Source organism: Caballeronia sordidicola (assembly GCF_000729995.1).
GTDB classification, from domain to species: domain Bacteria; phylum Pseudomonadota; class Gammaproteobacteria; order Burkholderiales; family Burkholderiaceae; genus Caballeronia; species Caballeronia sordidicola_A.
In genome coordinates this window covers 324714-350338 of record NZ_JNFG01000199.1, presented here as the reverse complement: position 1 = coordinate 350338, position 25625 = coordinate 324714, and the positions used below count along the sequence as shown (strand labels likewise).

General features: G+C 58.2%; 20 protein-coding genes. 17 read left to right on the top strand and 3 right to left on the bottom strand.

Annotated features, from left to right (window positions below; all coding sequences use genetic code 11):
• The first annotated feature begins 34 nt into the window (after window positions 1-34).
• The 3 genes from FH08_RS0136295 (at window position 35) to FH08_RS0136285 (ending at window position 3898) form a co-directional block, all read left to right on the top strand.
• The gene (locus FH08_RS0136295) at window positions 35-658 is read left to right on the top strand and encodes a twin-arginine translocation signal domain-containing protein (RefSeq protein ID WP_031363039.1); all 624 of its coding nucleotides are present in this window, start codon (window positions 35-37) and stop codon (window positions 656-658) included.
• An 85-nt stretch (window positions 659-743) separates the two neighbouring features.
• Window positions 744-2525, top strand: a complete 1782-nt coding sequence (locus FH08_RS0136290) for a GMC oxidoreductase (protein WP_160172541.1) — start codon at window positions 744-746, stop codon at window positions 2523-2525.
• 128 nt (window positions 2526-2653) lie between these two features.
• Entirely contained in the window at window positions 2654-3898 is a 1245-nt protein-coding gene (locus tag FH08_RS0136285) for a nucleoside deaminase (protein WP_031363037.1), read from the top strand.
• A 69-nt stretch (window positions 3899-3967) separates the two neighbouring features.
• Here FH08_RS0136285 and FH08_RS0136280 read toward each other — a convergent pair whose 3' ends face one another.
• The gene (locus tag FH08_RS0136280) at window positions 3968-8629 is read right to left on the bottom strand and encodes a molybdopterin cofactor-binding domain-containing protein (RefSeq protein ID WP_031363036.1); all 4662 of its coding nucleotides are present in this window, start codon (window positions 8627-8629) and stop codon (window positions 3968-3970) included.
• A gap of 127 nt (window positions 8630-8756) precedes the next feature.
• On the bottom strand, window positions 8757-9902 hold the full coding sequence (locus FH08_RS0136275) for a porin (protein ID WP_031363035.1): 1146 nt from the start codon (window positions 9900-9902) through the stop codon (window positions 8757-8759).
• Between the two features lie 317 nt (window positions 9903-10219).
• Here FH08_RS0136275 and FH08_RS0136270 point away from each other — a divergent pair, with 317 nt between their 5' ends.
• The 9 genes from FH08_RS0136270 (at window position 10220) to FH08_RS0136225 (ending at window position 19338) form a co-directional block, all read left to right on the top strand.
• Window positions 10220-11251, top strand: coding sequence for an ABC transporter substrate-binding protein (locus FH08_RS0136270; RefSeq protein WP_031363034.1), 1032 nt, complete (start codon window positions 10220-10222; stop codon window positions 11249-11251).
• The gene (locus FH08_RS0136265; RefSeq protein ID WP_235210609.1) at window positions 11248-12084 is read left to right on the top strand and encodes an ABC transporter ATP-binding protein; all 837 of its coding nucleotides are present in this window, start codon (window positions 11248-11250) and stop codon (window positions 12082-12084) included. The genes FH08_RS0136270 and FH08_RS0136265 overlap by 4 nt, the downstream gene beginning before the upstream one ends.
• Window positions 12084-12917 carry an ABC transporter permease gene (locus FH08_RS0136260; RefSeq protein ID WP_031363032.1) on the top strand — a complete coding sequence of 278 codons (834 nt, stop codon included), beginning with the start codon at window positions 12084-12086 and terminating at the stop codon, window positions 12915-12917. Before FH08_RS0136265 ends, FH08_RS0136260 begins: the two co-directional genes overlap by 1 nt.
• Before the next feature lie 37 nt (window positions 12918-12954).
• On the top strand, window positions 12955-14337 hold the full coding sequence (locus FH08_RS0136255; RefSeq protein ID WP_031363031.1) for an FAD-dependent oxidoreductase: 1383 nt from the start codon (window positions 12955-12957) through the stop codon (window positions 14335-14337).
• A complete protein-coding gene (locus tag FH08_RS0136250) occupies window positions 14334-15497 on the top strand; it encodes a CaiB/BaiF CoA transferase family protein (protein WP_035568295.1) in 1164 nt (387 codons plus the stop codon). Before FH08_RS0136255 ends, FH08_RS0136250 begins: the two co-directional genes overlap by 4 nt.
• A gap of 13 nt (window positions 15498-15510) precedes the next feature.
• Window positions 15511-16284: an enoyl-CoA hydratase-related protein gene (locus FH08_RS0136245; RefSeq protein WP_031363029.1), complete on the top strand. Its 774-nt coding sequence runs from the start codon at window positions 15511-15513 to the stop codon at window positions 16282-16284.
• A 212-nt stretch (window positions 16285-16496) separates the two neighbouring features.
• Window positions 16497-17414 carry a LysR family transcriptional regulator gene (locus FH08_RS0136235; RefSeq protein WP_035568293.1) on the top strand — a complete coding sequence of 306 codons (918 nt, stop codon included), beginning with the start codon at window positions 16497-16499 and terminating at the stop codon, window positions 17412-17414.
• Window positions 17415-17672: 258 nt separating this feature from the next.
• A complete protein-coding gene (locus FH08_RS48905; protein ID WP_051888793.1) occupies window positions 17673-17975 on the top strand; it encodes an SDR family NAD(P)-dependent oxidoreductase in 303 nt (100 codons plus the stop codon).
• On the top strand, window positions 17938-19338 hold the full coding sequence (locus tag FH08_RS0136225) for a sigma-54 dependent transcriptional regulator (RefSeq protein WP_051888792.1): 1401 nt from the start codon (window positions 17938-17940) through the stop codon (window positions 19336-19338). Before FH08_RS48905 ends, FH08_RS0136225 begins: the two co-directional genes overlap by 38 nt.
• Before the next feature lie 226 nt (window positions 19339-19564).
• Here the strand turns inward: FH08_RS0136225 and FH08_RS0136220 are convergent, their stop codons facing one another.
• Entirely contained in the window at window positions 19565-20695 is a 1131-nt protein-coding gene (locus tag FH08_RS0136220; RefSeq protein ID WP_035568291.1) for an MBL fold metallo-hydrolase, read from the bottom strand.
• A gap of 507 nt (window positions 20696-21202) precedes the next feature.
• Between FH08_RS0136220 and FH08_RS0136215 the strand changes: the two genes are divergently transcribed.
• From FH08_RS0136215 to FH08_RS0136195, 5 genes are all read left to right on the top strand, one after another.
• Window positions 21203-21691 carry an SRPBCC family protein gene (locus FH08_RS0136215; RefSeq protein ID WP_031363025.1) on the top strand — a complete coding sequence of 163 codons (489 nt, stop codon included), beginning with the start codon at window positions 21203-21205 and terminating at the stop codon, window positions 21689-21691.
• Between the two features lie 211 nt (window positions 21692-21902).
• On the top strand, window positions 21903-22529 hold the full coding sequence (locus FH08_RS0136210) for a hypothetical protein (protein WP_235210607.1): 627 nt from the start codon (window positions 21903-21905) through the stop codon (window positions 22527-22529).
• A 521-nt stretch (window positions 22530-23050) separates the two neighbouring features.
• The gene (locus FH08_RS0136205) at window positions 23051-23341 is read left to right on the top strand and encodes a nucleotidyltransferase family protein (RefSeq protein ID WP_031363023.1); all 291 of its coding nucleotides are present in this window, start codon (window positions 23051-23053) and stop codon (window positions 23339-23341) included.
• A gap of 295 nt (window positions 23342-23636) precedes the next feature.
• Window positions 23637-24398, top strand: coding sequence for a hypothetical protein (locus FH08_RS0136200; RefSeq protein WP_051888790.1), 762 nt, complete (start codon window positions 23637-23639; stop codon window positions 24396-24398).
• A 54-nt stretch (window positions 24399-24452) separates the two neighbouring features.
• A complete protein-coding gene (locus FH08_RS0136195; protein WP_031363021.1) occupies window positions 24453-25613 on the top strand; it encodes a transporter substrate-binding domain-containing protein in 1161 nt (386 codons plus the stop codon).
• Window positions 25614-25625 lie beyond the last annotated feature (12 nt).

Below are 25625 nucleotides of genomic sequence, written 5' to 3'. Positions count from 1 at the left end.
ATTAAAAGACAGCAAGAATGTCAAGGGACCATGCATGATAAAAATCAGTCGCAGAGACGTACTGAAAACCGCAGGTACGATCGGCGGCGCGCTGTTGGCGCCGGGGCTGCCGCTCTGGAGTCTTGCCGAGGCGGCGCCGCGCGAGAAGGCGCCCGCCGGCTTCGTCAATTTGTCATCGGCGCTGCTCGGTATTGACGCGGGCGTTCTGAATCCGGTGATCCGGCCGGATGATATATCGATGGCGGACGTGTTCTATGGCCTCACCGTGCTGGCCGGACCGCGAAGTATTACAACTCTGCTCGCCGCCTATGACGTGATGGAGAACCAGCACCTCAGGCCCGATCAAATCGCGCAAGCGTTGCTCGCCTCCGGGAATGGGCCCAATACCAGTCTGAATGGTGCATTTTCCCGCCTGATCACACTGATGTGGCTCTACGGCACCTGGTACGGCCACACCGAAATAACCAATATCCCCACGTCGGCAAGCGGGATCGCCGCTGATTACCAAAAGGACTTCGTTATTTCCAGCCGCGCATACAAAAGCGGCTGGATCTGGCGCATCGCCCAGACGCATCCAATGGGCTTCAGCCAGTTCAGCTTCGGTAGCTGGGCAAGCGCCCCGCCGTCGCTCGCCGATTACGGAATCAGTCTCGCGTAATCGCGGCGCCGTCTTTAAACATGGGGAATCGAAGATGCCTGAGTATGACGTGATAATTGTTGGGACCGGTCACGCGGGTGCCTTCATGGCTTACGAACTGGGAAGCAAGGGAAAGAAGGTGCTGATGCTCGAGGCGGGTCCTGCCACGCCGCGGCATCGTGAAGACTATATGGAGTCCTTCTATCTTGCCGGATTCAAGTCACCGGAATCGCCGTATCCGCCCGATGCCAATAACAATCAGCCGCGCAAGACAAATGCGCCGCATCCGACGATCCAGCAACTGGTCTTTGGCTGGAACAATCCGGAGATTTCCTATCTGACCTACACCCCGGGTTCACTGCCGTTCGGCAGTACCTATCTGAAGCTCGCGGGCGGTACCGGCAATCACTGGCAGGGCACCACGCTGCGGATGAGCAAGAATGATTTCATGCTGCAGCGGAAATACCAGCATGGACTCGACTGGCCGATCGCCCAGGAGGAACTGGATAATCATTACGCAAAAGTCGAAGCGTTCATGGGCGTTGCCGGCAGCACAGCGGAACAGCTCGCGGCCCGCGACGACATTCCGCCGAGCTATCAGTTCCCCATGCCTCCGATTCCGCTGTCACTGAGCGACAAGTACATGAAGGCTCGCGTAGATGGCGAGCCATTAACTGATGAGGATTACTTTACAGGTCAGAAGACGGTTGTCACCAAGACGCCGCAAGCACGAAATTCCGTGCCTTACGACGATCGCAGGGTATGTCATGGCAACACCAACTGCGTGCCAATTTGCCCGATCCAGGCGAAATACGACGCGGCGTATGCGTTGGGAAAGGCGCTCGCTACCGGGTGCGTCACCGTCAGGTATAAAACCGTGGTGGACAAGATCACGGTCGGCGAGGACGGAAAAATCAGCGGCCTGCATTACCTGACCTACGACGATATTTCAGTGCCGGCCAAGTCGGGACAGACCGGGCAAGGCACCGCGGTCGGCACATTGTTCGTGCTGGCGGCCAGCGCGATCGAAAACGCCAGGATATTGCTCAACTCGCCGTGGAAAATGGGCGTGACGGTCGCGAACAGCAGCGACCAGGTTGGCAGGAACCTGATGGACCACGCCACGTATCTGGCCTGGGGGCTGATGCCCGTCAATGCGCCGGCGTACAGCTATCGCGGCCCGCTCGCAACCAGCGGGATCGAATCGCTGCGTGACGGTCCGTTCAGAAGCACGCGCGCGTCCTGGCGACTGGAGCTCGGCAATGAAGGATGGAACTGGGCGAAAGGCGAGCCATACGCGATCGGCCCGGATTTCCTGTACGGCACGAACAAGGGCGGGCTGAACAACGGCGGTCCGAACGGGAGCGCGCAGGTGCTCGGCAACAAGAGCCTGCTGAAGACATTGAATGGTTACTTGACGCGGCAATTCAGGATTGCCTTCCTGGTCGAACAGGACGCCGAACAGACCAACCGCGTGCAGTTGTCGCCGACCGAGACCGACAACCTGGGGATCCCCAGGCCGCTCATCACGTACAACCTGTCCGACTACACGCGCAAGGGTTTTATCTCCGCCAGGCTCGCCACCACCGAATTCATGCGCAGGACAGGCGCGCAGGAATACACGCAATTCGATGCCGGCAACGCCAAACAATTTATCTGCGAGAAGCAGTCATTCAACTATTACGGCGCCGGGCACGTGTGCGGGACTCATGTGATGGGTTCTATCCCCAGGGCCTCGGTGGTCAACTATCGCCAGCAAAGCTGGGACCATTCGAACCTGTATATCGTGGGTTGCGGATCAATGCCCAGTATCAGTTCGCAGAACCCGACGCTGACGATGCTCGCAATCACATCGTTGACCGTGGACCATATTCTTACCAGAGTTTGATGGAGCAGGGGGCCTTTCAATTTGCGTGACTGCCGGATCGTCATCCGGTCATCCGCTTATGCGTCAACAGTCATGTCGATTGAGAGATTTGCGTATCCAGAATCACAATTTCCAAATGGGTGGTCGAAATGACAAAGGTAACAACCGTGGAGCAGGCGATGGAAATCGCCGCGGATCAAACGCTCATCGCCAGCTGTGCGAATACCTTCTCGGTCGGTGGCCTGCTGGTCGACGACGCCGGTAACGTCCTGCACGCGATGCCGAACCAGGTGATCAAGGGCGGCTATACCTCTGACCCCACAGCACACGGAGAGCGGCAGCTTACCGACTGGTATTACGCAAATAGCAATAGCCTTCCTGAGCCGGGCCAGATCACCGTGGTCACCTCTCTCGATCCGTGCTGCATGTGCACGGGCGCGATCCTGACGGCGGGATTCAAGGTTTTGACCGCCGCCTACGATACGTATTCCGGCATCAACTACGACACGAAGTCCGATTTTCCGTCGTTGACGCCTGGCATGGCGCGCAGGGCGAAGGAGCGATTCGGTTATCCCGAGGTCGTTGACGGTGTTTGCTACAACCGCCCGGCGAAGGGGCCGGAGAATAACGTTCCGGCATTCACCGCGAAGACCATCCAGGGCCGTACCGTTGCACTCTGCGAAAACATTTTTCAGGCGACGCTCGCGAGCGTACGCAAGCAGATCAACAATGATCTGCCGTTCGATGAACTCGGGGATATCCTGTCGCTGCCCTCGACGAACCCGATCCGCGTTGCGCTGTCCAGCAAGTATGCCCAGGCCCTGCAGTACCGGTCGCAGGCGCCGTTCACACCGGACGAGGGGCTGGTGCCGTACCTGAAGCCCATGATGCAGCATGACATCACGCTGGGCGGCAAGGGACAGGCGGTCGCGCTGCTCGACCACCATGGCAATCTGCTGCTTTGCAAGTCGGGGTCGGAGTCCATGTCGTCCATCCGGACCGCGTTCATGGAAGTGACCCGCGCTTATGCAGGATTGCGCCGGCAGCTTCTGGTGGATGGAATCACGGACACGCATAAATACCTGCCCCATCCGAAGTACTGCACTTTCGTTTTCGCCTTGGGACCGATGCTGGACGACGTGCCCCCGGTGCGCCCCGACATCGGCCCGCTTAGCCAGACGCAGAGCTTCATGGAGCTCGGCGCCTACGGTTCGACAATGGAAGGCGCGCTCGATACTGTCAACAACCCGTCGCCGTATCAATACGTGCGCACGCGGATGAACGCCGACGCACTGGCGGCGTTCTGCAAGAAGATGCCGCCGTTGTATAGCGAGGAGATCAAGGTCAACCCGATTCAGGTGACGAACCACGCATTGATCGAAGGGATCGGCTGATCCGCTTGATCCATACTTAATCCGTACTTGAGCCACGGGGTGTTTTCCAACCGGAACCTCGTGGCTTTTTCACGCCTGCAGGACGAGCGCTTCTTTCCCCACCTCGCACGCGCGTCGCACCTCCTGGACCGTCGCCGGTGCATCCAGGAAAAACAGCGGCGAGAGCTTGCGCTCGACGCGCGACGCACGGATCGCCGCCTTGATGGCAAAGAACACGCTGTTGGCGAGCACCATGGGCGGTTCGCCGGCCTCTTTCGACGAGTAGATCCCGTGCTCCTCGGTCTTCGGTACACCCGCGACTGACGGGTCGTTTCGCGGGAACAGGTGCACGTTCATTTCCAGCGGAATGGATACGTGCGCGGGGACTTTATAGCGCCAGGTATTGAGGGTGTTCAGGCGGCCCTTTTCGTCGCCTTCCGGCTCGAACACAAGCTCTTCAGAGATCAGGTAGCCGACGCCCTGCACAAACGCTCCTTCGACCTGGCCAATATCGATGGCTGGATTCATGCTCCATCCCATGTCGTAGGCAATATCTGAACTGATGATCTTGACCTCGCCGGTCAGAATATCCACCTCGACGACCGAGCATGCCGCGGAGTAGGTGAAGCCGACGAAACAGTCGACAGTACCGCCGGGCTGCGCACTTTCGTCAACGTCGATGCCCGGAATCCGGGGTTGCTGGTCCAACGGCTTGAACGTCTTCCATGGTACGGATTCCTCACCACCGGCGACCTGTACCGTGAAACTCGCTACCAGATTCACCCTTGCTACATAGGCGTAGTGAATCAGGTTCTGCCAGATCAACGCGGTTTGCCCGTGTGCGAAGACTTCTTGCGCCCAGCCGGTTTCTTTGTAATCCCAGTAGTTGATGCCATTGTCCTTGCACCATTGCTCGCCTTTGTCGACTCTCAGCTGCTGCCCAAATTCCCGAAGACGCCTGGCGAGGTCTGTGCAGATAGCCTTGGCCACTTCGCAGTTGTATTGCGTTCCGGTCGAGGCTCCGGTGCTGGTCGGGTTCGGCGTAACGCTGGTCTTGGGGCTTTCAATATGGATCATCTCCATCGGTATGTTCAGCACATAAGCGGCGACTTGCAGGACCTGGGTGATCAGGCCTTGTCCCATCTCCACGCCGCTTTGATGAATCGTCACCGTTCCGTCCGCCTGATTGACCACCGCGATCCCCGCGGCCTGCTCCAATTGCAGCAGGTTATATCCGGAGCCGTACTTCACCGGGATCATCGCGATACCGCGTTTGCGCCAGGTGTTGTCGCGGTTGAATTGCTCCACGGCGCGGGACTTGTCTGCGAAAGAGCAGGTGGTTTTCAGCCAGTTCCACACCTGCCTGATATAGCAGCCGTCCAGCACCTGTCCAAACGGAGTCAGGTCGCCAGGGTTATAAAAGTTGGCTTCCCTGAGTTGCTCGGACGGTATGCCGAGTGCGACGGCTGCATCGTCGATCGCATTCTCGATGATGTTTTTTCCCTGCAGGTCGCCGAATGCGCGCATCGCAGTGCTCGGTGCGGTGTTCGTCCGGCACACGTCGATCTGGCTCTGGTAATTCGGCACGTTATAGACGTTGTCGGCTCGTAGCTGGATGCAGTTTGAAACGATAAACGAACAGTCGTAGTAAGCGCCGCCGTCTCCCCACATCCGGGTCCAGAAGCCTTTGATTTGCAAAGTCGTGCGATCGACGGCGATCTGGCACTGGCCAAAAAATGCATGCCGCTTGCCGATCATGCGGGTATCGACGTCTCTTGGCAGCACCACCCGTACCGGACGGTTGAGCCGGTATGCGGCCACGACAGCGGGTCCGGTGACGAATCGCGCCTGTTCTGTTTTCCCGCCAAACCCGCCGCCAACCGGTGCGACGCGGACATCCAGCCGATTGTAGGGAACCCCGATCGCCATCGCAGACGTTTGATGCATTTCCATGGGGCTCTGCGAGGACGGGTGGACGATAAACCGGCCTTCATCCTGCGGCACGACCAGGCAAGCCTGGGTTTCCATATAAAAGTGGACCTGCCCGCCGTTGCGCTGGCTGTTCGCCAGCCGGATACAGTTGGCAAAGGCCTGATCCGGCACACCGGACAAGTCGGTTACCGCGATGCTTCGATCAAGCGGCTCACGGCTAGAATCCATCCAGTCGAACGTGCTTGCCGGTCGTGTGATCTTCCAGATATGCGTCACGTAGTTCGCCGTACTCGGGGCATCCGGGAAAATGCTGTTTCTCGCGATGGCATCCTCAATGCTCAGCACCGGTTCGTTCCACTGCGCCGGCCAGCTTCCGTCCCATGTGATCGTTCTATAGCCAATGCAGAACCGGGTCGCATACTCGGCTATGTCATTGGCTGCCTGTTCGTCGCGGGCCAGTACCATCGCAATCGTCTGGCCCGGGTAATGAACGCTGCGCTTCGCAAACAGCGGCTGGTCCAGCGCTTTTCCCTGAAGGTTGAGACCGTGGGGCGGAACACTGTCGCTTGTCAGGACATCGGTGAATTGATTGGGAAACGTTGCGTCGAGATGGGTCTTGAGTTGTTCGCGCTTGATTTCCGTATTAGAAGAACCCGGCAGGCAAAAATAGAACCCGGCCAATGCGCGGAGGCTTTGGACGAAGGCGCCATGAATTGTCCGTGGAGGGATCGGCAGTTCGTGCGTGTAGTGCATTTCGCCGAGGGCCTGGTAGATAGCCGTATTCTTGATATACGGCTGGCCCACCGGATGGCGGTCGACCGGCGGAACGGCGTATGACTGGCGTCCTGAACTGACGCCCCAGTTACCCCATCGGATATCGCCTGCCGAGGCTACAGCCGGGTCAACCGGCACGCCCCGGTGCACCAGCGCGTTGATCAACGCCTTGTAGAACAGGGACAAGGCCAAATCCACCCGGTAATCGTCGGAGAAGCCGTCGTCAGGCAGCTTGGCCCGAAACGACGCCCATTTCTCGAGCTCGTGCCTGACTTCCCGCTCCAGTATGGTCAGGCTTTCCGTGAGGTCTTCCGTCGTCAGTGGCCGGCCCAGGCCATTCAGGAATGCTTCCGTCCGTTCGGCCGGCCACGGCGCATCAGCAATCCCGCCGAATACAAGGGTTGCCGTCTGGATATAGCTACTGGAAGGTTCTTCGCCTGCCGCCGCCCACACCGTATCGCTCGTCATATTGACGATCGCGTGAGCGTTCACCTCTCTTAGCGCGGTCTTTTGAGAAAGGACAACCTGATTGGCCCGTTCAAGCGGAATCCGGTACGACACAATCAGCGTGGCTTCGCCGGCCTTCCCGCCGAGGTCCTGAAAGAATGCGATCGCCTCTTTCACGGACATCACATGGGTGGTGGTGCTGGACGGCGGGTCGATCAGAGATGGCCGTAGCATGACGAAGGTCATTTCCGCACCGATCGCGGCCAGTACCGTCAGCGTGTCGGAGGGGAACGGCTCACCACCGTATCCCGGATGTGCGCCGTTGCGCGGGAACAGGTGTTTCATCACCAGCATCGTATTGCCGCCCAGGGTAGCTGCATTTCGGACTATGCGTCCCCCGGTCCTGCGGGCCATGGAACGCAATGCGGCCAGCGGACTGACTGCGGACTGTTCATATTCCGCCATCACCGTGTCGAGAAGAGCGATCAGGTCGTTGAAGGTAATGCCAGCGCTGACCGTCAGCCATTGGGCATCCACGCTGTGCGGCCGGTTTAATTCCGGTACCCGGCGCACATCAATAGACGCACGCGACTCAAGACATTCGTCCTTGTAGATGCCGAATGAGGTGTGGCCGTTGATAAACTGGTAGGGAATCGCCTCGGCCTGGCACTGGAAGGCATACTCGAACGCTTCGTTCCACGAGGTCGCCGTGTACCAATGCTTGCCCGCTTGATGAGCCCCGCGAGGCCCGCTGATCGTGACCGGCCGGGGCACAGCCCGGGCCGCCTCCGGAAACGGAATCGCGACGCTGGCCGCCGGCAATTGCTCAGTCTGGCCGCGCTCCAGCAGGCACTTCATCCGCTCGTTCTCGTCCTCGGGGGTGTAGTCGCATGCGAAGGTCTTCATGCCAGTCAGGATCGGACGATAGCCCGTGCACCGGCAGATATTTCCATCGAAGATATCTTCGATCTGCTGCTTGGTCGGACGCGGGTTATTGACGATGAATTCGGACATGTTCATCACGAACCCGACCGTGCAGTAGCCACACTGACTGCCATTGTTTGCCGCCAGCCGCTGCGCGACAGGATTGATGCCGGGCAGGTTGCCGGCGATGTGCAGATCCTCGGCGCCAGGGTCGGGCATGCCGGCGGTGGCCGAAAAATCCGCTAACTTGGTTGTACCGGATGCGATGCTCGTCATGCGTGATCGCGTTGCGGCTTGCCGCACCGCCGGCGGCGGCGTCCAGTTGAGCGGGGCGAAGCCCGAAGTCGGCGCGTGCATGGGGTAGCGTGCGGGCAACACTCCGGGTGTTCCCGTTCCTTCCACGGTCGTGACGACGAGCCCGCTCAGTGCACAAACTGGCCGAAGACAGGCATTGATGGCGCGGTGCTCCTCGCGGTTGTCTTTCCAGCTAGACAGGATCACGGTGCACGATCCACATCCGCCTTGTCCGCACGCCTTCTTGGGTCCGGCGAGACCGATATCGGATGACCGCAGAAAGTCGATCAACAGAAAATCCGGACTGGGATTTTCGATGCTGACAGGTTCTCCGTTCAGAAAAAAGTCGACACGATTGACGTATTGGGTTTCACCACTCATATGAAGTCTTCCGCAGGTTTGTTTTTAAGCCCTCTCCATAGTAGTGCCGCTTATTTCGGCATCTGGTTTATACATTCGACCGGAGGAAAACCGGTTATGCGCTGAGGCCCGCAACACGCCCTTGTGTTCAGAAGCTTTGAGTCATACCGATCCGGACATCGACCTGCTTGTTTGTTGTGGACGGGGAAAACGCGTAGCCAATAGCGGCACGCGTACCCGCGTTCGCCAGCAGATAATCCGTGCCGGCGTAAACCGAGGTGCGTTTGGAAAACAAATAATTAATGCCGGTCGAAAACCGGCTCCATCTTGATTCTTCAAACCGCGTGCGTTGATAATCGAAAATGCCAAATACATCAGGTGCGAAATAGTATTGCGTTCCGCCCTGGTAAACTTGCATGGTCGAACTGGTTCCGTATCCCTTGACGTTGATATTGTTATAAAGAACATTCAGCTGAAGCTTACCGATTACGTAAAGGGCGCCGGCGCCGAAAACTCCTTTGCTGTCGACCTGTATGCCGCTTGGGAACAGGTCGGTGGCAACGCCTGTCGCAGGATTGATAGTGGCGACTTTCTGGCCCAAAAACGTTGTTACGCCCAACTGGGCATAGGGATCGAACCCCTGCCTGCCAGTCGGGTTATTGATTTTTGTATAGACAATTGCAGTGCTGAATGCGCTGCGCTTAAAGGCGCCGCCAAAGCTCCAGGCGCTTCCTTGATGAAAATTCCCCGCGACATTACCAAATTCATACATACCGCCAAATCTGGCGCCACCAAAATCGGCACTCGAGAATTTGACTGCATTACTTAGCCGATCCGCCCCTGAGTACCCGTCGAAGTCTCCCTGGTGGCTGCTATATCCTGTCCCTTCGGATGCGAGATTGAATCCACCCAGATTCAGATAATCCCATACGAAATCGTATTGATTACCCAAAGTAAATGCGCCCCATTTGCTGTTCAATCCAACAAAAGCCTGTCGCCCGAACAGTGCGCCATTTTGATATGCTTTCCCGGTTCCCAGTGCAAAGCCATTCTCAAGAGTGAATATTGCGCTCAAGCCGCCGCCTAAATCCTCGGCCCCTTTGAATCCCCACCGGTTACCGTACCAGATGCCGTCTTCAAACCGATAGGCACTGCTTCCGGCATAATTCGATACATAAGTTAGTCCGGCGTCGAGCCGGCCGTACAGTGTTACGCTACTTTGTGCGTGTACGAAGAGTGGGACTAGCGATGCGGCAATGGCGCCAAGCAAGTTAACCGCTCTTTTATTATACATATCTTCCCAGTTTTAAAAAACACCTTGATCTTATGGCAATTTGGGCTGCTTTCGTCAGACCAGTGGGGTCGATGCCAGATTTTTTGATAAAAAAATTGGTGTTGCAAGTACAAAATTTATGTGTATGTGCCCACAAAATCAGAACACCCAATAGGGAAAAGGCTCTCAGGGGAATCGGGTGGGGTGGACTAATTTTAGCAACACACGCAGGCAAAATTTGATCTTGTGGTGCACAAGTTTAGATGTTTTCATTGCAACAAATAGAGCGTTTCGCTGTTCGACGATCTGTTTTTCTTACATTTTGGGATGATGACCTGATGCATTACCGATTCAATTTGCCGAGACGAAAGCTCGTACTGGGGTCGCTAGCGACACTCGGCGTTGCGGCGACGGGTTCTCTTGCGACAGTCCAGGCTTTGGGTGCGGAGGATGGGCTCATCAATCTGCAACTTGGTTATATTGCCGGCGCCGATCAAATTGCCGAGGTAACGGCGCGGGCCATGGGGTATTTCAAGGATGAAGGACTGACGCTGGCGATCCAGCCGGGCGGCCCGAGTGTTGACGGCCTCGCCGTCGTGGCGTCGGGCCGGTTTGAAGTAGGGGAGATCTCGTCCAGCCCGTCGATCATGCTGGCCACATCTCAAGGCATTCCGATCCAGTCTTTCGCAGCGGGTTTACAGCGGCACCCGTACGGTTATTTCTCTCTCAAGAAGAACCCCGTTCGTACACCTCAGGACTTCATCGGCAAGCGCGTGGGTGTGGCGCCGACCGGCGTGATCTTGCTACGCCTGCTGCTGGCCAAGAACAAGATCCCGGAAAACCAGGTGACCATTATCCCGATTGGCGGCGACATGTCGCCATTGCTGACCGGGCGAGCGGATGTGGTGACAGGCTGGCTCTCGAACACGTCCTCACTAAGGGCGTTGGGCGACGAGCGAGTCGGCCTGACGTTATGGGACGCAGGCGTGCATCTGTATGCGTGGCCGTACTACGCGACTCAATCCACGCTCCAGACCCGTCCGGATCTTCTCGTGCGGTTCCTGCGGGCGACAGCGCGCGGCTGGCATGTCTGCAGGACGCAGCCGGATCGCGCTATCGACTACTTGATGAAAGATTATCCGCAGTTGAACCGTGAGGACGAACGGGCGGCGCTGGCCATCAAACTGCAATGCGCGCTGGACGACGAAACGGTGGCGAACGGCTGGGGCACGATGAGCGCCGACCGCTGGCAGCAGCAGATCACGCAGTTTGACCAGCTGGGTCAATTTTCCGGCCACGTACCCACGGTGAACGAAGTCATGACGACGGCCATCCTCGATAAGACCCGGTCAGTCCGGATGGCCGTATGAACGCGGATACCGACATGACGGCAGCCCATTCTCCGGCGCGCGGATTGCGCGGTGCCGGCGACGCGGTCACCGGACATGCGATCAGTTGCCGCGACATCGTTGTTCGTTTTTTTTCCGAACGCCGCAGCGTGACGGCAATTTCCGGGCTGTCGCTGGATGTGCCGGAAGGCGAATTCCTGACGCTGCTCGGTCCTTCCGGATGCGGCAAGTCGACCTTCCTTCGGGTTGTAGCCGATCTCCTGCCGCCCAGCAGCGGCTTGATCACGGTTCTCGGCGACAAGCCTTCGCGCGCCCGCGCCAACGGCGACGTTGCATTTGTCTTCCAGGATGCGGCCTTGATGCCGTGGCGAACCGTGCTGCAGAACATTGAGCTACCGCTCGAGATCGCTGGCAAAAGCACGCGCGAGCATCGTGTCAGAACCATGGAGCTACTGGATCTCGTTGGGCTGAGGGGATCGGAAAACGCCTACCCGAATGAACTGTCCGGCGGAATGCGGCAGCGGGTTTCCATTGCGCGCGCGTTGATAGGCAATCCCAGGGTCTTGCTGATGGACGAGCCTTTCAGCGCGCTCGACGAAATTGTGCGAGATCGTCTGAACGACGAGATCCGCAGGATATGGAAGGAAACCAAGCTGACGATCCTGTTCGTGACCCACAGTATTTATGAGGCGGCTTATCTCGGCGAACGGGTGCTCGTCCTGAGCGCCAATCCCGGGCGCGTGCGCGACATCGTCCCCGTGCCGCTGCCCTATGAACGCACGCTCGAAGCGCGGGAAACGCCCGAGTTCGTGTCGCTTGCCGCCAGGTTGCGCAGAACGCTGGAGACCTGCTGATGGACGCCTATTCAACCTCCATGAATGCGCCGCCGGCCTCTCTTGCTATCGACGAAGCGCGCTACCTTGCAGAGCAGCGCCGGCTCGCGCTGCAGCGGCGCATGCTGCCTGTGCTTGGCATCGTGGGCTTGCTGATCGCGTGGTGGGCGGTTATTGCCGGCTTCAACATCAAGCCCTTTATCGCGCCGTCTCCCTTGCTGGTGATGCAAACGATCATCCAGAGAAGCGATCTGCTGCTGCAGAACCTCGGCGTGACTGCACTGGAAGCACTGTTCGGGTTCATCTTCGGAAACCTCGCGGCAATCCTGGTTGCGTCCGTGTTCGTGCACAGCAAGATTCTGCAGTGGATCTTCCTGCCGATCGCGGTCGCGATCAATGCGATTCCCGTTGTAGCCAAGGCGCCGATTCTTGTGTTGATCATGGGCAACGGCATGGCGCCGAAAATCACGATCGCCGCCATGGTGTGCTTCTTCCCGACGCTGATCAACATGGTGCGCGGGCTGGAGGCGGTGAATCCGCAGATCATGGACTTGATGCGCATGCTGTCGGCAACGCGTACGCAGATCTATTTCAAACTGCGCCTGTTCAGCGCGCTGCCGTATCTGTTTTCCGCGCTGCGCATAGCCGCTTCCATGTGCGTGATCGGCGCCATCGTGGGCGAGTGGATCGGGTCGACACAGGGTATCGGCGCCCAGATCATTCAGGCGACCTACAACTACGACTCCCCGTTGTTATATGCCGCCATTGTCATGAGCGCATTTTTATCGGGTCTCTTCTATGTGGTGATCGCGCTGTTGGAAAAGCGGATCGTGAAGTGGTCCGCGTCGCACTGAAGCGACTAATTCGTTGATACAGGCAGCAAGGGAAAAAATGACTGTTAATAATTTTCTGCATGAACCGGCGCGCGACACGAAGATCGTTGCCAAAGCCGACGTGGTGGTCGTCGGCGGTGGCCCCGCCGGCGTGGCCGCGGCTCTGGCGGCGGCGCGCAATGGTGCGCAGACAATTCTCCTTGAACGTTATAACCATCTTGGCGGCCTTGCATCCGGCGGTATGGTGCTGATACTGGACGACATGTGGGACGCGAGCCAACACGAAATTTCAGTGCGAGGCACCTGCCTGCAATTCATTGAGCGGCTGTCGCATCGGGGCCTCGCTGTCTATCCGAAATCGAGCGAGTGGCGGCAGAGCGAAGAGGCGTATCGAAAGTGGGCTCGTTGGGGCACGTTCGATTTTCATAGCCACCAGAAGCCGCGTCCGGTTTGTTTCGCGGTGGCGTTCGATCCCGATGGCTGGAAACGTGTGTCGCTCGAACTCGTCAAGGAGACCGGGGTTCAACTGCGCCTGCATTCGTGGTTCTCAAGCACGATCGTCGAAGACGGTGTCGTCAAAGGCGTTGTGTGCGAGACCAAGAACGGACGTGAAGCCATTTTCGGAGACGTTGTGATCGACGCAACGGGCGACCTCGATGTCGCCGCGTCGGCAGGTGCGCCCTACATTGGCGGAAGCTACATCATGACGACCGTTTTCCGGATCGGCGGCGTGGATACCGACACCGCTGAGCGGTTCGAATTCGAAGACCCTGTGGCTTACGCCGCGCTGGACCGGACGATCAAGCAGATGCTGGGCGGCGCGTGGGCCTACTGGTGGCTCAAGACACCACTGAAGGGCATCGTCTGGTGCAACTGCCCGCACCTGCCCGGCTATAACGGGATCGAGGTCGAAGACCTCACCAAGGTGGAGATGCTCGGGCGCGAGATCGTTCACGAAGTGCATGAATTTGCGAAAAAGAACTTCCCGGGTTTTCAGTCGAGCTATGTGGTGGACTTCGCCTCTCAGACCGGTGTCCGGCAAACGCGGCTGTTGCAAGGCGAGTATGTGATGACAAAGGACGACATCATGAAGCGGGTCCGTTTTGCGGACGCAATCGCGCGCGGACGTGACTACTACTATCCGTATCGCTCGCTGCTGCCGAAGAAAGTCGACAACCTGCTGATCGCGGGCCGCCACTACTCCTCAACCTCCCAGGCGCAAAAAATGTCGCGTGAAATCCCGCCTTGCATGGCAATGGGCGAAGCCGCAGGCGTCGCCGCGGTGCAGGCGCTCAACGCGGGCAAAAAGGTTCGCGATATCGATGTCGGCCTGCTGCAACGAACCTTGCGCGCACAAGGCGCGGACCCGGGGGACCAGATGAGTCCCAACCCTGACATTCCCGCACTGGCCGAAGGCGTCACGATTGGGGTGGCCGCATGAGTTCGGTTTCGTTCAAGTCGTCTGTGTCTGAGCTCCCGCTGTCGGGAGTCAAAGTTGTCGATTTCACGCAAGTGATGATGGGCCCCGTGTGCACCCAAATGCTGGCCGACTACGGTGCGGACGTGATCAAGATCGAGCGGCAAGCTGAAGGAGATCTGAGCCGCTCGACGTTCCGGCCGGTCGCAGGCGCGGATAACCCGGTCTTCTGCAGCCTGAACCGCAACAAACGGAGCGTGGCGCTCAATTTGCGCGACCCGGCACAGCTGGAAGCCGTCAAGAAACTCATTGCCGGCGCTGACGTCGTGACCAGTAATTTTCGCGCCGGGGTGATGGAGCGTATGGGCCTCGGCTATGAGGAATGCAGAAAGCTTAACGAACGGATTATCTTTGCCGTCGGAACCGGCTTTGGCGAAACAGGCCCCTATAGCGCGAAGGGAGGGCAGGATGTGTTGGCGCAGGCAATGTCGGGTGTCATGGCCCGGCGCTCGGACGAGTCGGTGCCGCTGAACATCTATCCGACCACGCTTGCGGACTACTCGGCCGGCATGCACATGGTGCAGGGCATTTTGCTCGCGCTGCTCCATCGCGACAGGACCGGTATCGGCCAGAAAATATCCGTGTCGCTGTACGACTCAATGCTTGCCATCCAGATGCAGGAGGCGGCCATGCTGATGATGGAAGGCTCCGATCTGAATTGGGCCGCGATGCCGCTGTCGTCGGTATTTCACGCGAAGGATGCGGCGTTTGTGCTTGTCGGTGCGTTCAAGTCGAACCCGTTACGCGACATCTGCGATGTGCTCGGAATCGATGACCTGTCCACTGACCCGCGCTACTGCAATCTCGGGCAGCAATTGCTGCACAAGGCTGAACTTCGCCGCATCCTGGCCGAGGGCTTTCGCCGCGAGACCCGCGATCACTGGCTTCGCCTGCTGGAAGAAAAGGATCTGCTGTGCGCACCTGTGAAGCATCTGCGCGAGGTGCTGGACGACGAACAGACGCATCACAACCAGATGATTTTGCAAGGGCAGGGAATAGGGCGGGAGTTGAAGCTGATCGGCAGCCCGATCCGGATGTCGGCGTCACCGGTTGAACTGCGCCGGCCACCGCCTTCTCTCGGACAGCATACCGCCGAGGTACTTGGCGACGACTTCGTCAAATGACAGGTGACATTCAATGGGCGTAACTCTGGAAGTGAACGGCGGTGTTGCACGGGTCACGATTTCGAGGCCCGAGGTGCTTAACGCACTCGACTCGGCCGCGCAGCAGGAACTGGAAAATATCTGGCAACGGATCGAACGGGACCCGGACGTCCGCGTGGTTGTGCTGACCGGCGCCGGCGAGCGCGCGTTCTGCAGCGGCGCGGATATAAAAGCGGCAGGTTCCAGCGGGCTCGATTACTGGGCGCATCCGCTGCCAAAAGGTTTCGGCGGATTGCCGCTACGCGATACGTTGAACGTGCCGGTCATCGCGCGCGTCAATGGGTATGCGCTTGGCGGCGGACTGGAACTGATGCTTGGCTGCGACATCGCCGTTGCGTGCTACGAAGCCACCTTCGCGCTGCCGGAGCCGAAAGTGGGCAGGATGCCGCTCGACGGCGGCATGACGCTGCTCGCGCGCCAGATTCCCTACCGTCATGCGATGGGCATGCTGCTGACCGGACGACACGTCAAGGCAACCGAAGCGTTCGAGATGGGACTCGTCAACGAGGTCGTGCCGCGCGCGGATCTCGATGTGGCGGTCGAGCGCTGGGTCGGCGAGATCTTGTCCTGTGCGCCGTTGTCGGTGCGCGCAATCAAGGCTTTCGTGCGCTCGACGCAGGGACTGTCTCCGTCCGCTGCGCAGGGCATGCGCTTGCCCGCGCTGGTCACCGCGCTGGAATCCGAAGATGCGCTGGAAGGCGTCCTGGCATTCAAGGAGCATCGTAAGCCCGTGTGGAGAGGGCTCTGATGGCACATGTCATGACCGGGGCATGCATTGATGTCAAGGATGACCAGCCGGGTTTGGAAAATATGAGCGGATCAATTGCGGATTCTTCGGGCCTGCGGTAACAGGGCTTGGCAGTCCCCGCGGAGCGTGCGGCGCCGGCTCGACCGGCATCGGCCATCCGGAAATCCGCAGCTATACGAGACAGTAATACGGGTAACGAGGTTGAGATTTCCATGCATGCCAGCGTTTTAAAATATTTTACTGAAGTTGCCCGGTGCGGTTCGATGCGCAAGGCGGCGCAACATTTGTTCGTTGCGCCGAGTGCTATCAACCGGCAGATTCGGAACCTCGAAGATGAACTGGCGGTTGAACTATTCGACCGCCTGCCGAGCGGGCTGAAGCTGACGCCCGCGGGCGAACGGTTGCTCAAGCATATCCGCGAAACGCTGGATGGTTTTCATGCGATGCGTGCGGAGTTCGACGCAATGAAAGGCGAGCGAACCGGCCATATTTCCGTTATTGCAATGGACTCGGCCATGGAGAAACTGTTGCCGGCGGCTATCGACGATTTTGGCGAGTCGTTTCCCGCCGTGACCTACGCAATCCAGTATGCATCGTTGTCCAAGGTGGCGGAGCGAGTGGCGTCGGGGCAATTCGACATAGGCATCAGCTTTTGCCAGAAAGCGCCTGCCGGAACGCGGATCGCCGCCACCGCGAGTTTCCCCAGCGGCGCTGTGCTGTCGGCTTCTCATCCGCTGGCAAAGAAAGACCAGGTGACGTTCGAGGAGTGTCGTGAATATCCCATTTTTCAAACGGGCGTCGCCGATGAATTACCGAGCCCGTTGTCGCTCGAGTACTCCCGCCACTGGGAGGAAACGAAGGTTCATATGCAGTCCAACTCTATCCGTGTGATCAAGTCCATGGTGGTTCGGGGACGTGGAGTCGGGTTTTTTACGAAGCTGGGTTTCATCGACGAAATTGATCGGGGAGAGGTTGTCTGGCGGCCCATAGCAGGGGTGTCGGACAACACGCCGCCTGTAGCAATCCTGGCTCCCAGCCCGAAGGAACTGTCGCCGATCGGTGAGGAATTTTTGAACTGTCTCACCCGTTTTTTCAAGCAATTCGAAGCTATGACGCAAAGCGGTCATTAATTACTACGGGGTGCGGTCTAGAGTCTGAGAGAAAAGAAAGGGCGCAGTCCAGAGCCCGAGAGAAAATACAGGGTGCAGTTTAGAGCCCGAGAGAAAAGAAAGGGCGCGGTCTAGAGCCTGAGAGAAAAGATTGTCGTGATCATGGGGACGGGAGCTGGCGCCGGCATCGGAGCTGCGACCGCCCCCGGGTCCGGCAATGCAGCAGCGTGCGTAGCTGTGCGGGATGGCAGCAACGCAAGAGGCTAATAAGTAGTCCGGATGTTCTTGGGGCCCGGCAACCCTGCCGGGCCGTTTTACGCAGACGTAGGCGAGATCATCGAGGTCGACAGGCCCATGTCGGAGGTGCGTGCAGCCTTCGGCCAGATTGATGTGCTGCTCAACAACGCTGGTGGTTTGGTAAGGCACTCGCCGATCGTGGATGCGAGTGACGATGACATCGACTCCGTGTTCGCCTCAACGCCCGCTTGGCTGGTTCAGCAGCGTTTGATGGCGGTGTTCGCTTTAACTAACCGGTATGACTTTCATGGCTGCTTCTTCCCGACTTCCCAGGCATCTGTTTAGCGTTGGCAATCCTCTGACGCTCGAACTTCGTTCGCTGCTGGACACGCGCGGCTGGACCGTCAAAGCGCTGGAACTGGATCGTGAACCGGGGGATTTTTCGTCGCAACCTAGTGGTGGACTGCTTGATTTCTCGGCGCGAGGCGTGCTGGCCAACCTGCGTCTGGCCGAAACGTGGTTATCGGTAAAGACCGTGGGATGGGTGGCGCTCGTGTCGCCCGAGCAGCTTGAAGATCCAACCATCCGACGCCTTGTCCGCGATTTCTGCTTTGACTATGTCACGACCCAGGCATCAGGCGAGCGGATTCTGAATGCGCTGGGCCACGCTTACGGAATGGTGGCGCTGCATGACAGCGCCGCGCGCGACGCAGGCAATGACAAAGACGATGCCGGCACGGAGGGCGAAATGATCGGCTCGTGCGACGCGATGCTTTCGCTCTTCCGTGCGATCCGCAAGGTGGCCGCGACCGACGCGTCGGTGTTTATCTCAGGCGAATCGGGAACGGGCAAGGAACTGACAGCCGTGGCCATTCACGCGCACTCGGAGCGGCGCGACCGGCCGTTTGTTGCGATCAATTGCGGGGCGATTCCTCCGCATCTTTTGCAGTCCGAGTTGTTCGGGTACGAACGCGGCGCCTTCACTGGCGCAAACCAGCGCAAGATCGGCCGCGTGGAAGCGGCGAATGGCGGCACGCTGTTTCTCGATGAAATTGGCGACTTGCCGCTGGAGAGTCAGGCGAGCCTGCTGCGTTTCCTTCAGGAGCGCAAGATCGAGCGCCTGGGCAGTCATGAGTCCATGCCTGTGGATGTGCGCATTGTCTCGGCGACCCATGTCGACATGCAAAGCGCGATGGCTGAAGGCCGATTTCGTGCTGACCTGTATCACCGCCTATGCGTGCTGCAAATCGATGAACCACCGTTGCGTGAGCGTGGCAAGGATATCGAAGTGCTGGCCAGACACATGCTCGATCGGTTCGAAAAGGACTCAAACCGGCGTCTGCGCGGGTTTGCACCCGACGCGATCGCAGCCATTCATAACTATCGCTGGCCGGGCAACGTGCGTGAACTGATCAATCGCGTGAGGCGCGCGATCGTGATGGCAGAAGGGCGGCTGATCGGTGCGAGCGATCTGGAGCTGGGTGAGTTTGCGCAAGGTATCCCGATGTCGCTTGCGCAGGCACGGGAAGTGGGGGAAAGGAAGGCGATCGAAATGACGTTGTTAAGGAATCGCGGGCGCGTGGGCGAAGCTGCGCGGGACCTCGGGGTGTCCCGCGTCACCTTGTACCGGATCTTGTCTGCCTACAGCATGCGAAATGGTGAAGTGAACCGCGCCGGGTTTTCCGGAGACGCCAGATTCCTCGACTGAATTGCTCTTATAGCAGACGAGTCCCGTCTTCTGCGCGGCGATTTTGACCTCGGGGCACTGATTGGCGCCACTGTCGTCCTGCATACCCGGGGTTCCGCGCTCATGCAGCACGAGCGCCAGCGTGTGAGTTTCCTGGCTGAGCCCTCCCCGGACAGGTGCCGCCCAGCACTGCGGGCGGCATCCGGAATGCCTATTGATTTCGTTTCGGCGAGGGCTACTCGACCTGTCAGGCGCCGAATGTGAAGCGCGTGCCTGTCGATGACCAAAGTACCTTTCCTGGCATTGCCTGGGTCGCCATCGCGTAAAACGCTTCGCCCGAACAATGCATTGGGATCAGGTAGTCCGGATTGATCTCCTTCAGCATGTTCACCGTGGCCTGCTGGTACTCCGGCGGCTGCGGCGCAAGATGAAAGCCGCCTACGATCGCGTGAACCCGGCTAACCCCCGACACTTTCATTGCTGTCTTGACGGTATTGAGAACACCGCGGTGCGCGCACGATGTCAGCACCACGAGCCCCCGATCCTTCACCAGATAAGCTGTGCCCTGTTCATGTTGAAAATCGTCGGGAATCGTCGTGGCACTCTGCTTGTCCAGCGGCAATTTGTCGGCGGCACAGCCCACGCCATTACGCACACCTACGGTCATGTTGCTGGGATTGAGCGGCTTCTCGAACGTAGTCTGGGGAATCCAGCCCGTAGTGAACGCGTGATTCGCCACGACTGCGGGATGCTCCGCGAAGATGACGTTCAGGTTGGCGTCCCGCATCGCCTGCCGGTCTAGCGAGCCGAACTGGCGAACGCCAATTTCGCGTGTACAAAAACACTCTTCACCACCAAGATAAATGGGAAGCTGCGATTTCAACTTGTCGCGGTTGGCCTGGAGGAAGCCAACCATGCCGCCAAAGTGGTCGTAGTGTCCGTGTGTGAGCAGTAGCGCGTCGAGTTGCGCCGGATCGATTTTCAGAAGGCCAATATTATTGTTCAACGTCTCGGGCGTATAGCCGAAGTCGATCAATATCTGCTTGCTTTGCGCTCCTTGCGAGGACTCGACATGCATGGAGAGGCCCCATTCGTTCTCGATCGCGAGGCGCGGACTCTGATCTTGTGCGAGGGCCAGGCCGAAGCGCTGCACGTCAACGTTGCCGATGCGACGACTACTTTCCAGAGCCGAATAAGACGAATCGGTGACGACCCGAACCGATACTTTGTCGACGACAGGCACCGGCCCGTTCAACGGCTCGGCGAACGCAACACGCGATTCGCCGAGCAGCGCGCCTGAAAGCACACCTAGCGCGCCCAGTCCTCCAGCGCGCAGTACGCGGCGACGCGACCAGCTACCCAAATATCTTTCGTCCATTGCCCAACCTCCATTGGTCTCGTTAAAGTCAATGCAGCAATCGCCTGCTCATCCAAAGAGGCAATCAATTGATTGCCGGGAACAGGGGCGCGGTTACGGGAAAGCACCGATATTGCCTTCCACTTACGAGTGCAGTCGTAAACGGGGACAGGGTGCTTTCGGATGGTAGCCGAATGCACCTGGAAGCAAGCGAGAAGTTGGGGACGAATGCGCGATCGCGCACGGGCAAAACGAGGGATGTAAGTTAAACGATGGATACTGGTTAAGATAACGAAAGAATGTAATGGATCTCGATCTGTCGACTCTCCCGAAAGCCGTCATTCGCGCCCGAGAAATTGACGAGCCGTCGAATGACCCCGAAAGGTAGCGATGCGAAGATTTGCATAGCGACGCCTATGCATAAATCTCAACCAGGCATAGAAGGTTGCATTGAAACTGCTGTGCGTCGGCGGGACGCGGCAAACCGCAGGTCAGCTTTCGACTCGCTTGACTCAGAATGGAGGCAGCTTGCGGACAGTCGAATACCGCTTTTCCACCATTTGGCGTATCGATGCGCCAGTGCAGGAAGTTTGGGCGGCAATCCAGGATTCGGCGCGCTGGCCCGAGTGGTGGAATAACGTCGAGCGCGTGGACCAGCTAGAGGCGGGTTCCGATCAGGGCGTGGGGGTCGTACAACGCTATACGTGGAAAGGCTGGTTGCCTTATCGCCTTGTGTTCGATATGCGGGTGACGCGCGTCGACCCGTTGGTCGCGCTGGAAGGGGAAGCCAGTGGCGACGTCGAAGGCGCCGGACGGTGGAGCTTTTCGACCGACGGACGCAACCGTACCGTGGTCCGCTACGACTGGTGCGTGCATACGAACCGCGCATGGATGAATGCATTGGCGCCGTTGTTGCGACCGGTTTTCCAATGGAATCACGATGCAGTGATGCGCGAAGGCGGCGCGGCGCTAGCGCGGCGGCTGGACGCGCGGCTGCTTGGCATCGAGCATGGATGAAGCCAGCGCGCCAATGGATTGAACGCTCTGCAATGGTCGCTCTTTACCTCGATGCAATGCAATTCTCTGGATATCGCTCTTCCATTCCTGCTCATCAGGTCCGCCATCGCTGCCATTTGTCTGATGAAAACCGTGATCAGTCGTTTATCATGGTTAACTCCGACGTTTAAAAGATCAGTCAGTAAGTATGATGAATAGCCGAAAGATTTTGATGATTATTGGAGGGCTCCTGCTCGGTGCAGCAGGGGCCACGTACCTGATGTTCCTTCAGGCGGACCGCCACGCAATGGCAGGAGTCACGGCCGCCATGGATGAATCCGCGCGCTCTCCCGTCGTCGATTCGCGCGTCAGCGATCACGTGACGGAGGGCAGCATCGGCCAGTCAAAGCCCTCCGACGCAATCGAGATGGCAGCAGCGCCTGCATCCAGTTCGGCCGCCGTACAAGTCACCGGGCAACCGAAATCGGAGACACGGCTGAAGCAGGCGCCATCGACGGCAGTCGCGTCGGTGAACGTGCAGGACTCGGGTGCGCCGAAGGTGGTTCCAACGCAGCGCGCCCAGCGTGGGCGAGACGGTCTGGACCGTCGCGCGTTAACGACTCAAGGCGCGACTCAAGGCGCGACTCAAGGCGCGAGACCGGAAACGGACGAACTGGTCAGGGAATCGGCGAAGCTCGATCCATCGTTGCCTCCGCCGGATATGTCCGCCGCTCGCGCTGCCATGGACCAGCGTAGCTCGAAGCCACCCACGGGCTCGAGCCCGGTCGCGGTCGCGATGACGGATCAGCTTGTCAGGGATTCAGCCAAGCTCGATCGCTCGCTGCCGCCGCCCAAGTAACCGACTTCTCCGGCAGCACGTGCGGATGCACGAACGCTGCCGGCACTTGAGCACCGCGCTGCAGTGCCTGGCGCAAACTCTTTTCATTTAGAGGTATTGCGCGTCCTTATCGCTCTATACAGCAAAAATACACGGGGCATCCGCGAATCGAATTGCTTATAAAAAAACCATATCACGCCACGTGATTTCCTGGTTGGGATGCCCGCGGCGGAAGACATCAGCCAGCCCGGTCATGGGCAAGGCGAACACGCCATTGCAAGGCTCATCCATTTTCGTCTTTTTGTATCGGCGAGAGAGAGCTTTGCGAGCATTTGCTGAAGTCGTATGAAACACGCTGCTTCACTGTTCTTGACTCAAGAATCAAGGAAAAATGCCGTTATATTCATAGCGGCCAGAGCGCGATATGATCGAACGCAACGCGTACCACTATAAAGCCATGCGTCAGGATTTGAGAAAACGCCAATGTGAAGGGTAGGAGAACCATCAGGAACTGCTGGTCGCGTCGAAAAGGAGTTTGAGCAATGAAGCCGTCTCTTGCGTTTGTAAGTCACCGAGAAGCCATTCGTCGAGTGGTTGCGGCTCATCGCGCTTCCAACGCGCGCGTGTTTGGCTCCGTCATTTACGGCGACGATTCCGAGGGCAGCGACCTCGACATTTTGATTGACCCGGCGCCTGAAACGACATTGCTCGACATCGGCGCGATCCGGCACGAACTGCTCCAACTCCTTGGTGTGCCGGTTGATGTGGTGACTCCAAACGCCCTACCTGTGGATTTTCGTGCGATTGTCCTTGCTGAGGCAGTCCCGGTATGAGCCGTGACAAGGATCGATTACCTCACTATCTGGAACACGTCCTGGAGGCTATCCGGCGCATCGGGCGATGCACCGTCGACATGAGCGAGCAGGAACAAAAAAGTCCAAACGTTGCTTCAAGACCTCCGGCCAGTGGCCGCAAGACCGGCATCCCGCAGCCCCGGAGCTTGAGCACATAAATCGGAACATCACGGCCACACGGGCAAGGATCCATGGCTGCATTCAGAGACGACTTTGCTGTGCAATTGAACACGTTAAACAAATAAAACCGTTGCAAATGTCAAAGGGGATTCAAATGTCGAATGGCAATACGTTCGTGGAACCGACCTCGAACAAGACTAAAGTGAAAATCATCAAGTGGGCCATTATCGGCCTCTGTATTGCCGTGGGCGCGCCACTGGCAATCTTGTTGATCAAGGGGCTCGTTGGGTTGATCGTAGCCGCGGTCCTGGGTTTGGCGGCAATCAATTTCGCGCCGGTCATTGCGATGAAGTTTGCGAACCAAAAAGTCAAAATGATCGTCACTGAGGCGGAGAAGAATCCGATCGAGACGCTATATAACGAATTGAACGACAAGCGACAGGCGGCCGAAAAATTTAAGGACAGCATTACGGCCTTTCGCACTGAAGTGAAGAACTTCGAACAGAAGACCAGCGTTTTCAAAAAGCAGTATCCCGAAGACGCCGGTCGCTTCGAGTCGCAGTTGGAAACGATGAACAAACTTCTTGCTTTCCGTGAAGGTCGGTACAAACAGGTTCAGCAGGAGTTGCAGCGCTTTTCTGACGCGATCGAACGGGCGAAGGCACTGTGGGACATGTCGCAATCAGCGCAGCGGATGAACAAGATCGCCGGCATGCAGTCGAGCAACACGTTTGCCCAGATCACGACTGACGCAGCGCTCGATTCAGTGATGAATTCAGTCAATAAGGCCTTCTCCGAAATGGAAACGTCCCTGATGGAGAATTCCGAGGTGCAGCAGGCAAAGGCCGCCATTGACGTCACGATTGCAGCTCAGCCGGTGCAGCAGCAGTTGGGCTCGCCCGTGCAGCCGAAGTAAGCGCGGACTTGCGCTGAAACGCGAAAACAACCTTTAGCTATTCACATACAAGACATGAAGAAAATACTGGGATCTGCTCTCTTTCTGGTCGTGCTCGCTGCCGGGTGGCTCATCTATCACGGGGGAGTGAAGGGCTTGCTCGGTGAGGGCGAGCCGCACGTCACCGCCACTGATGCCTCCGCAGCCGGCGCAGCGAGCGGCGGGTGGAGTGATTCTGACACGCCGAAGACGGCGTCCAGTACGCCATCAGGCCCGGCACCGACCAGTGACACCTTAAAAGCGATCCTTAGCAGCGGCGTTGTGCGTGTCAGCGTCGAAAATCCATCGAAGCCCTTTTACTCGGAAGACAACGGTAAGGCGCAGGGCTTCAATGTCGACTTCGCGAACCTGCTGTTCTCGCAGAAGGAATTTGCTTCGGGCGATCACGGCAGCATAAGGGTGGACACGCGCCACGGCGTGGATACCTACCCAGCGGTGCCCGCGCAATTGACGCAGTCCGACAAACATGGCGACGCGGTGGTGGACGTTGCGATGGATGGACTGACTTTCCCGGATGACACGCCGAGTGGCGTGGTTTATACGGTGCCTTATATCGATGACTTTGGTTACTCACTCATCGTGCGAAAGGGGTCCCGGGTAAAGTCGGCGGCCGATCTGGCCGGCAAAACGGTTGGCATCCTGGAAGGAGACCCGGACGTCAAGGCGTTTGCGGAAAAAGCGTTTCCGGCGAGCAAGATCGTCGAGTTATCTGATGCCAGTATCAACGGTGAGCGCTCCTGGACTTCACATTATCTGGACAGCGGCCGGGTCGACGCTATTGTCTACGACTACCCGTTCGGCGTATCAGAGATCGAGGGAACCGACCTGACGTTTGCGGTCACGAAGCTTGATGGTTCGAACCTCGCCTACAAGATCGGAGTACGCAAGGATGACGCCACGCTTCTTGTCTACCTGAATTCCGCTATTGCGAAGGTCAAGCAGACGCCCGAGTATCTGAATCTGTTGAGGAAATATTTCATTAGCAATCAGGTCGTCACAACTGCCGCGACAAGCGGCGAAAAGACTTATTTGGTCAAGGGCGGCGATACGCTGAATTTGATCGCGTCGAGCCAACTGGGAAGCGCCGCAAAGTACGTTCAGATTCAGAAGCGTAACAACCTGCCGAATCCGAACCTCATTCTTGTAGGCCAGCATCTGATCATTCCAGTGTTGTAAGCCTACGAGACG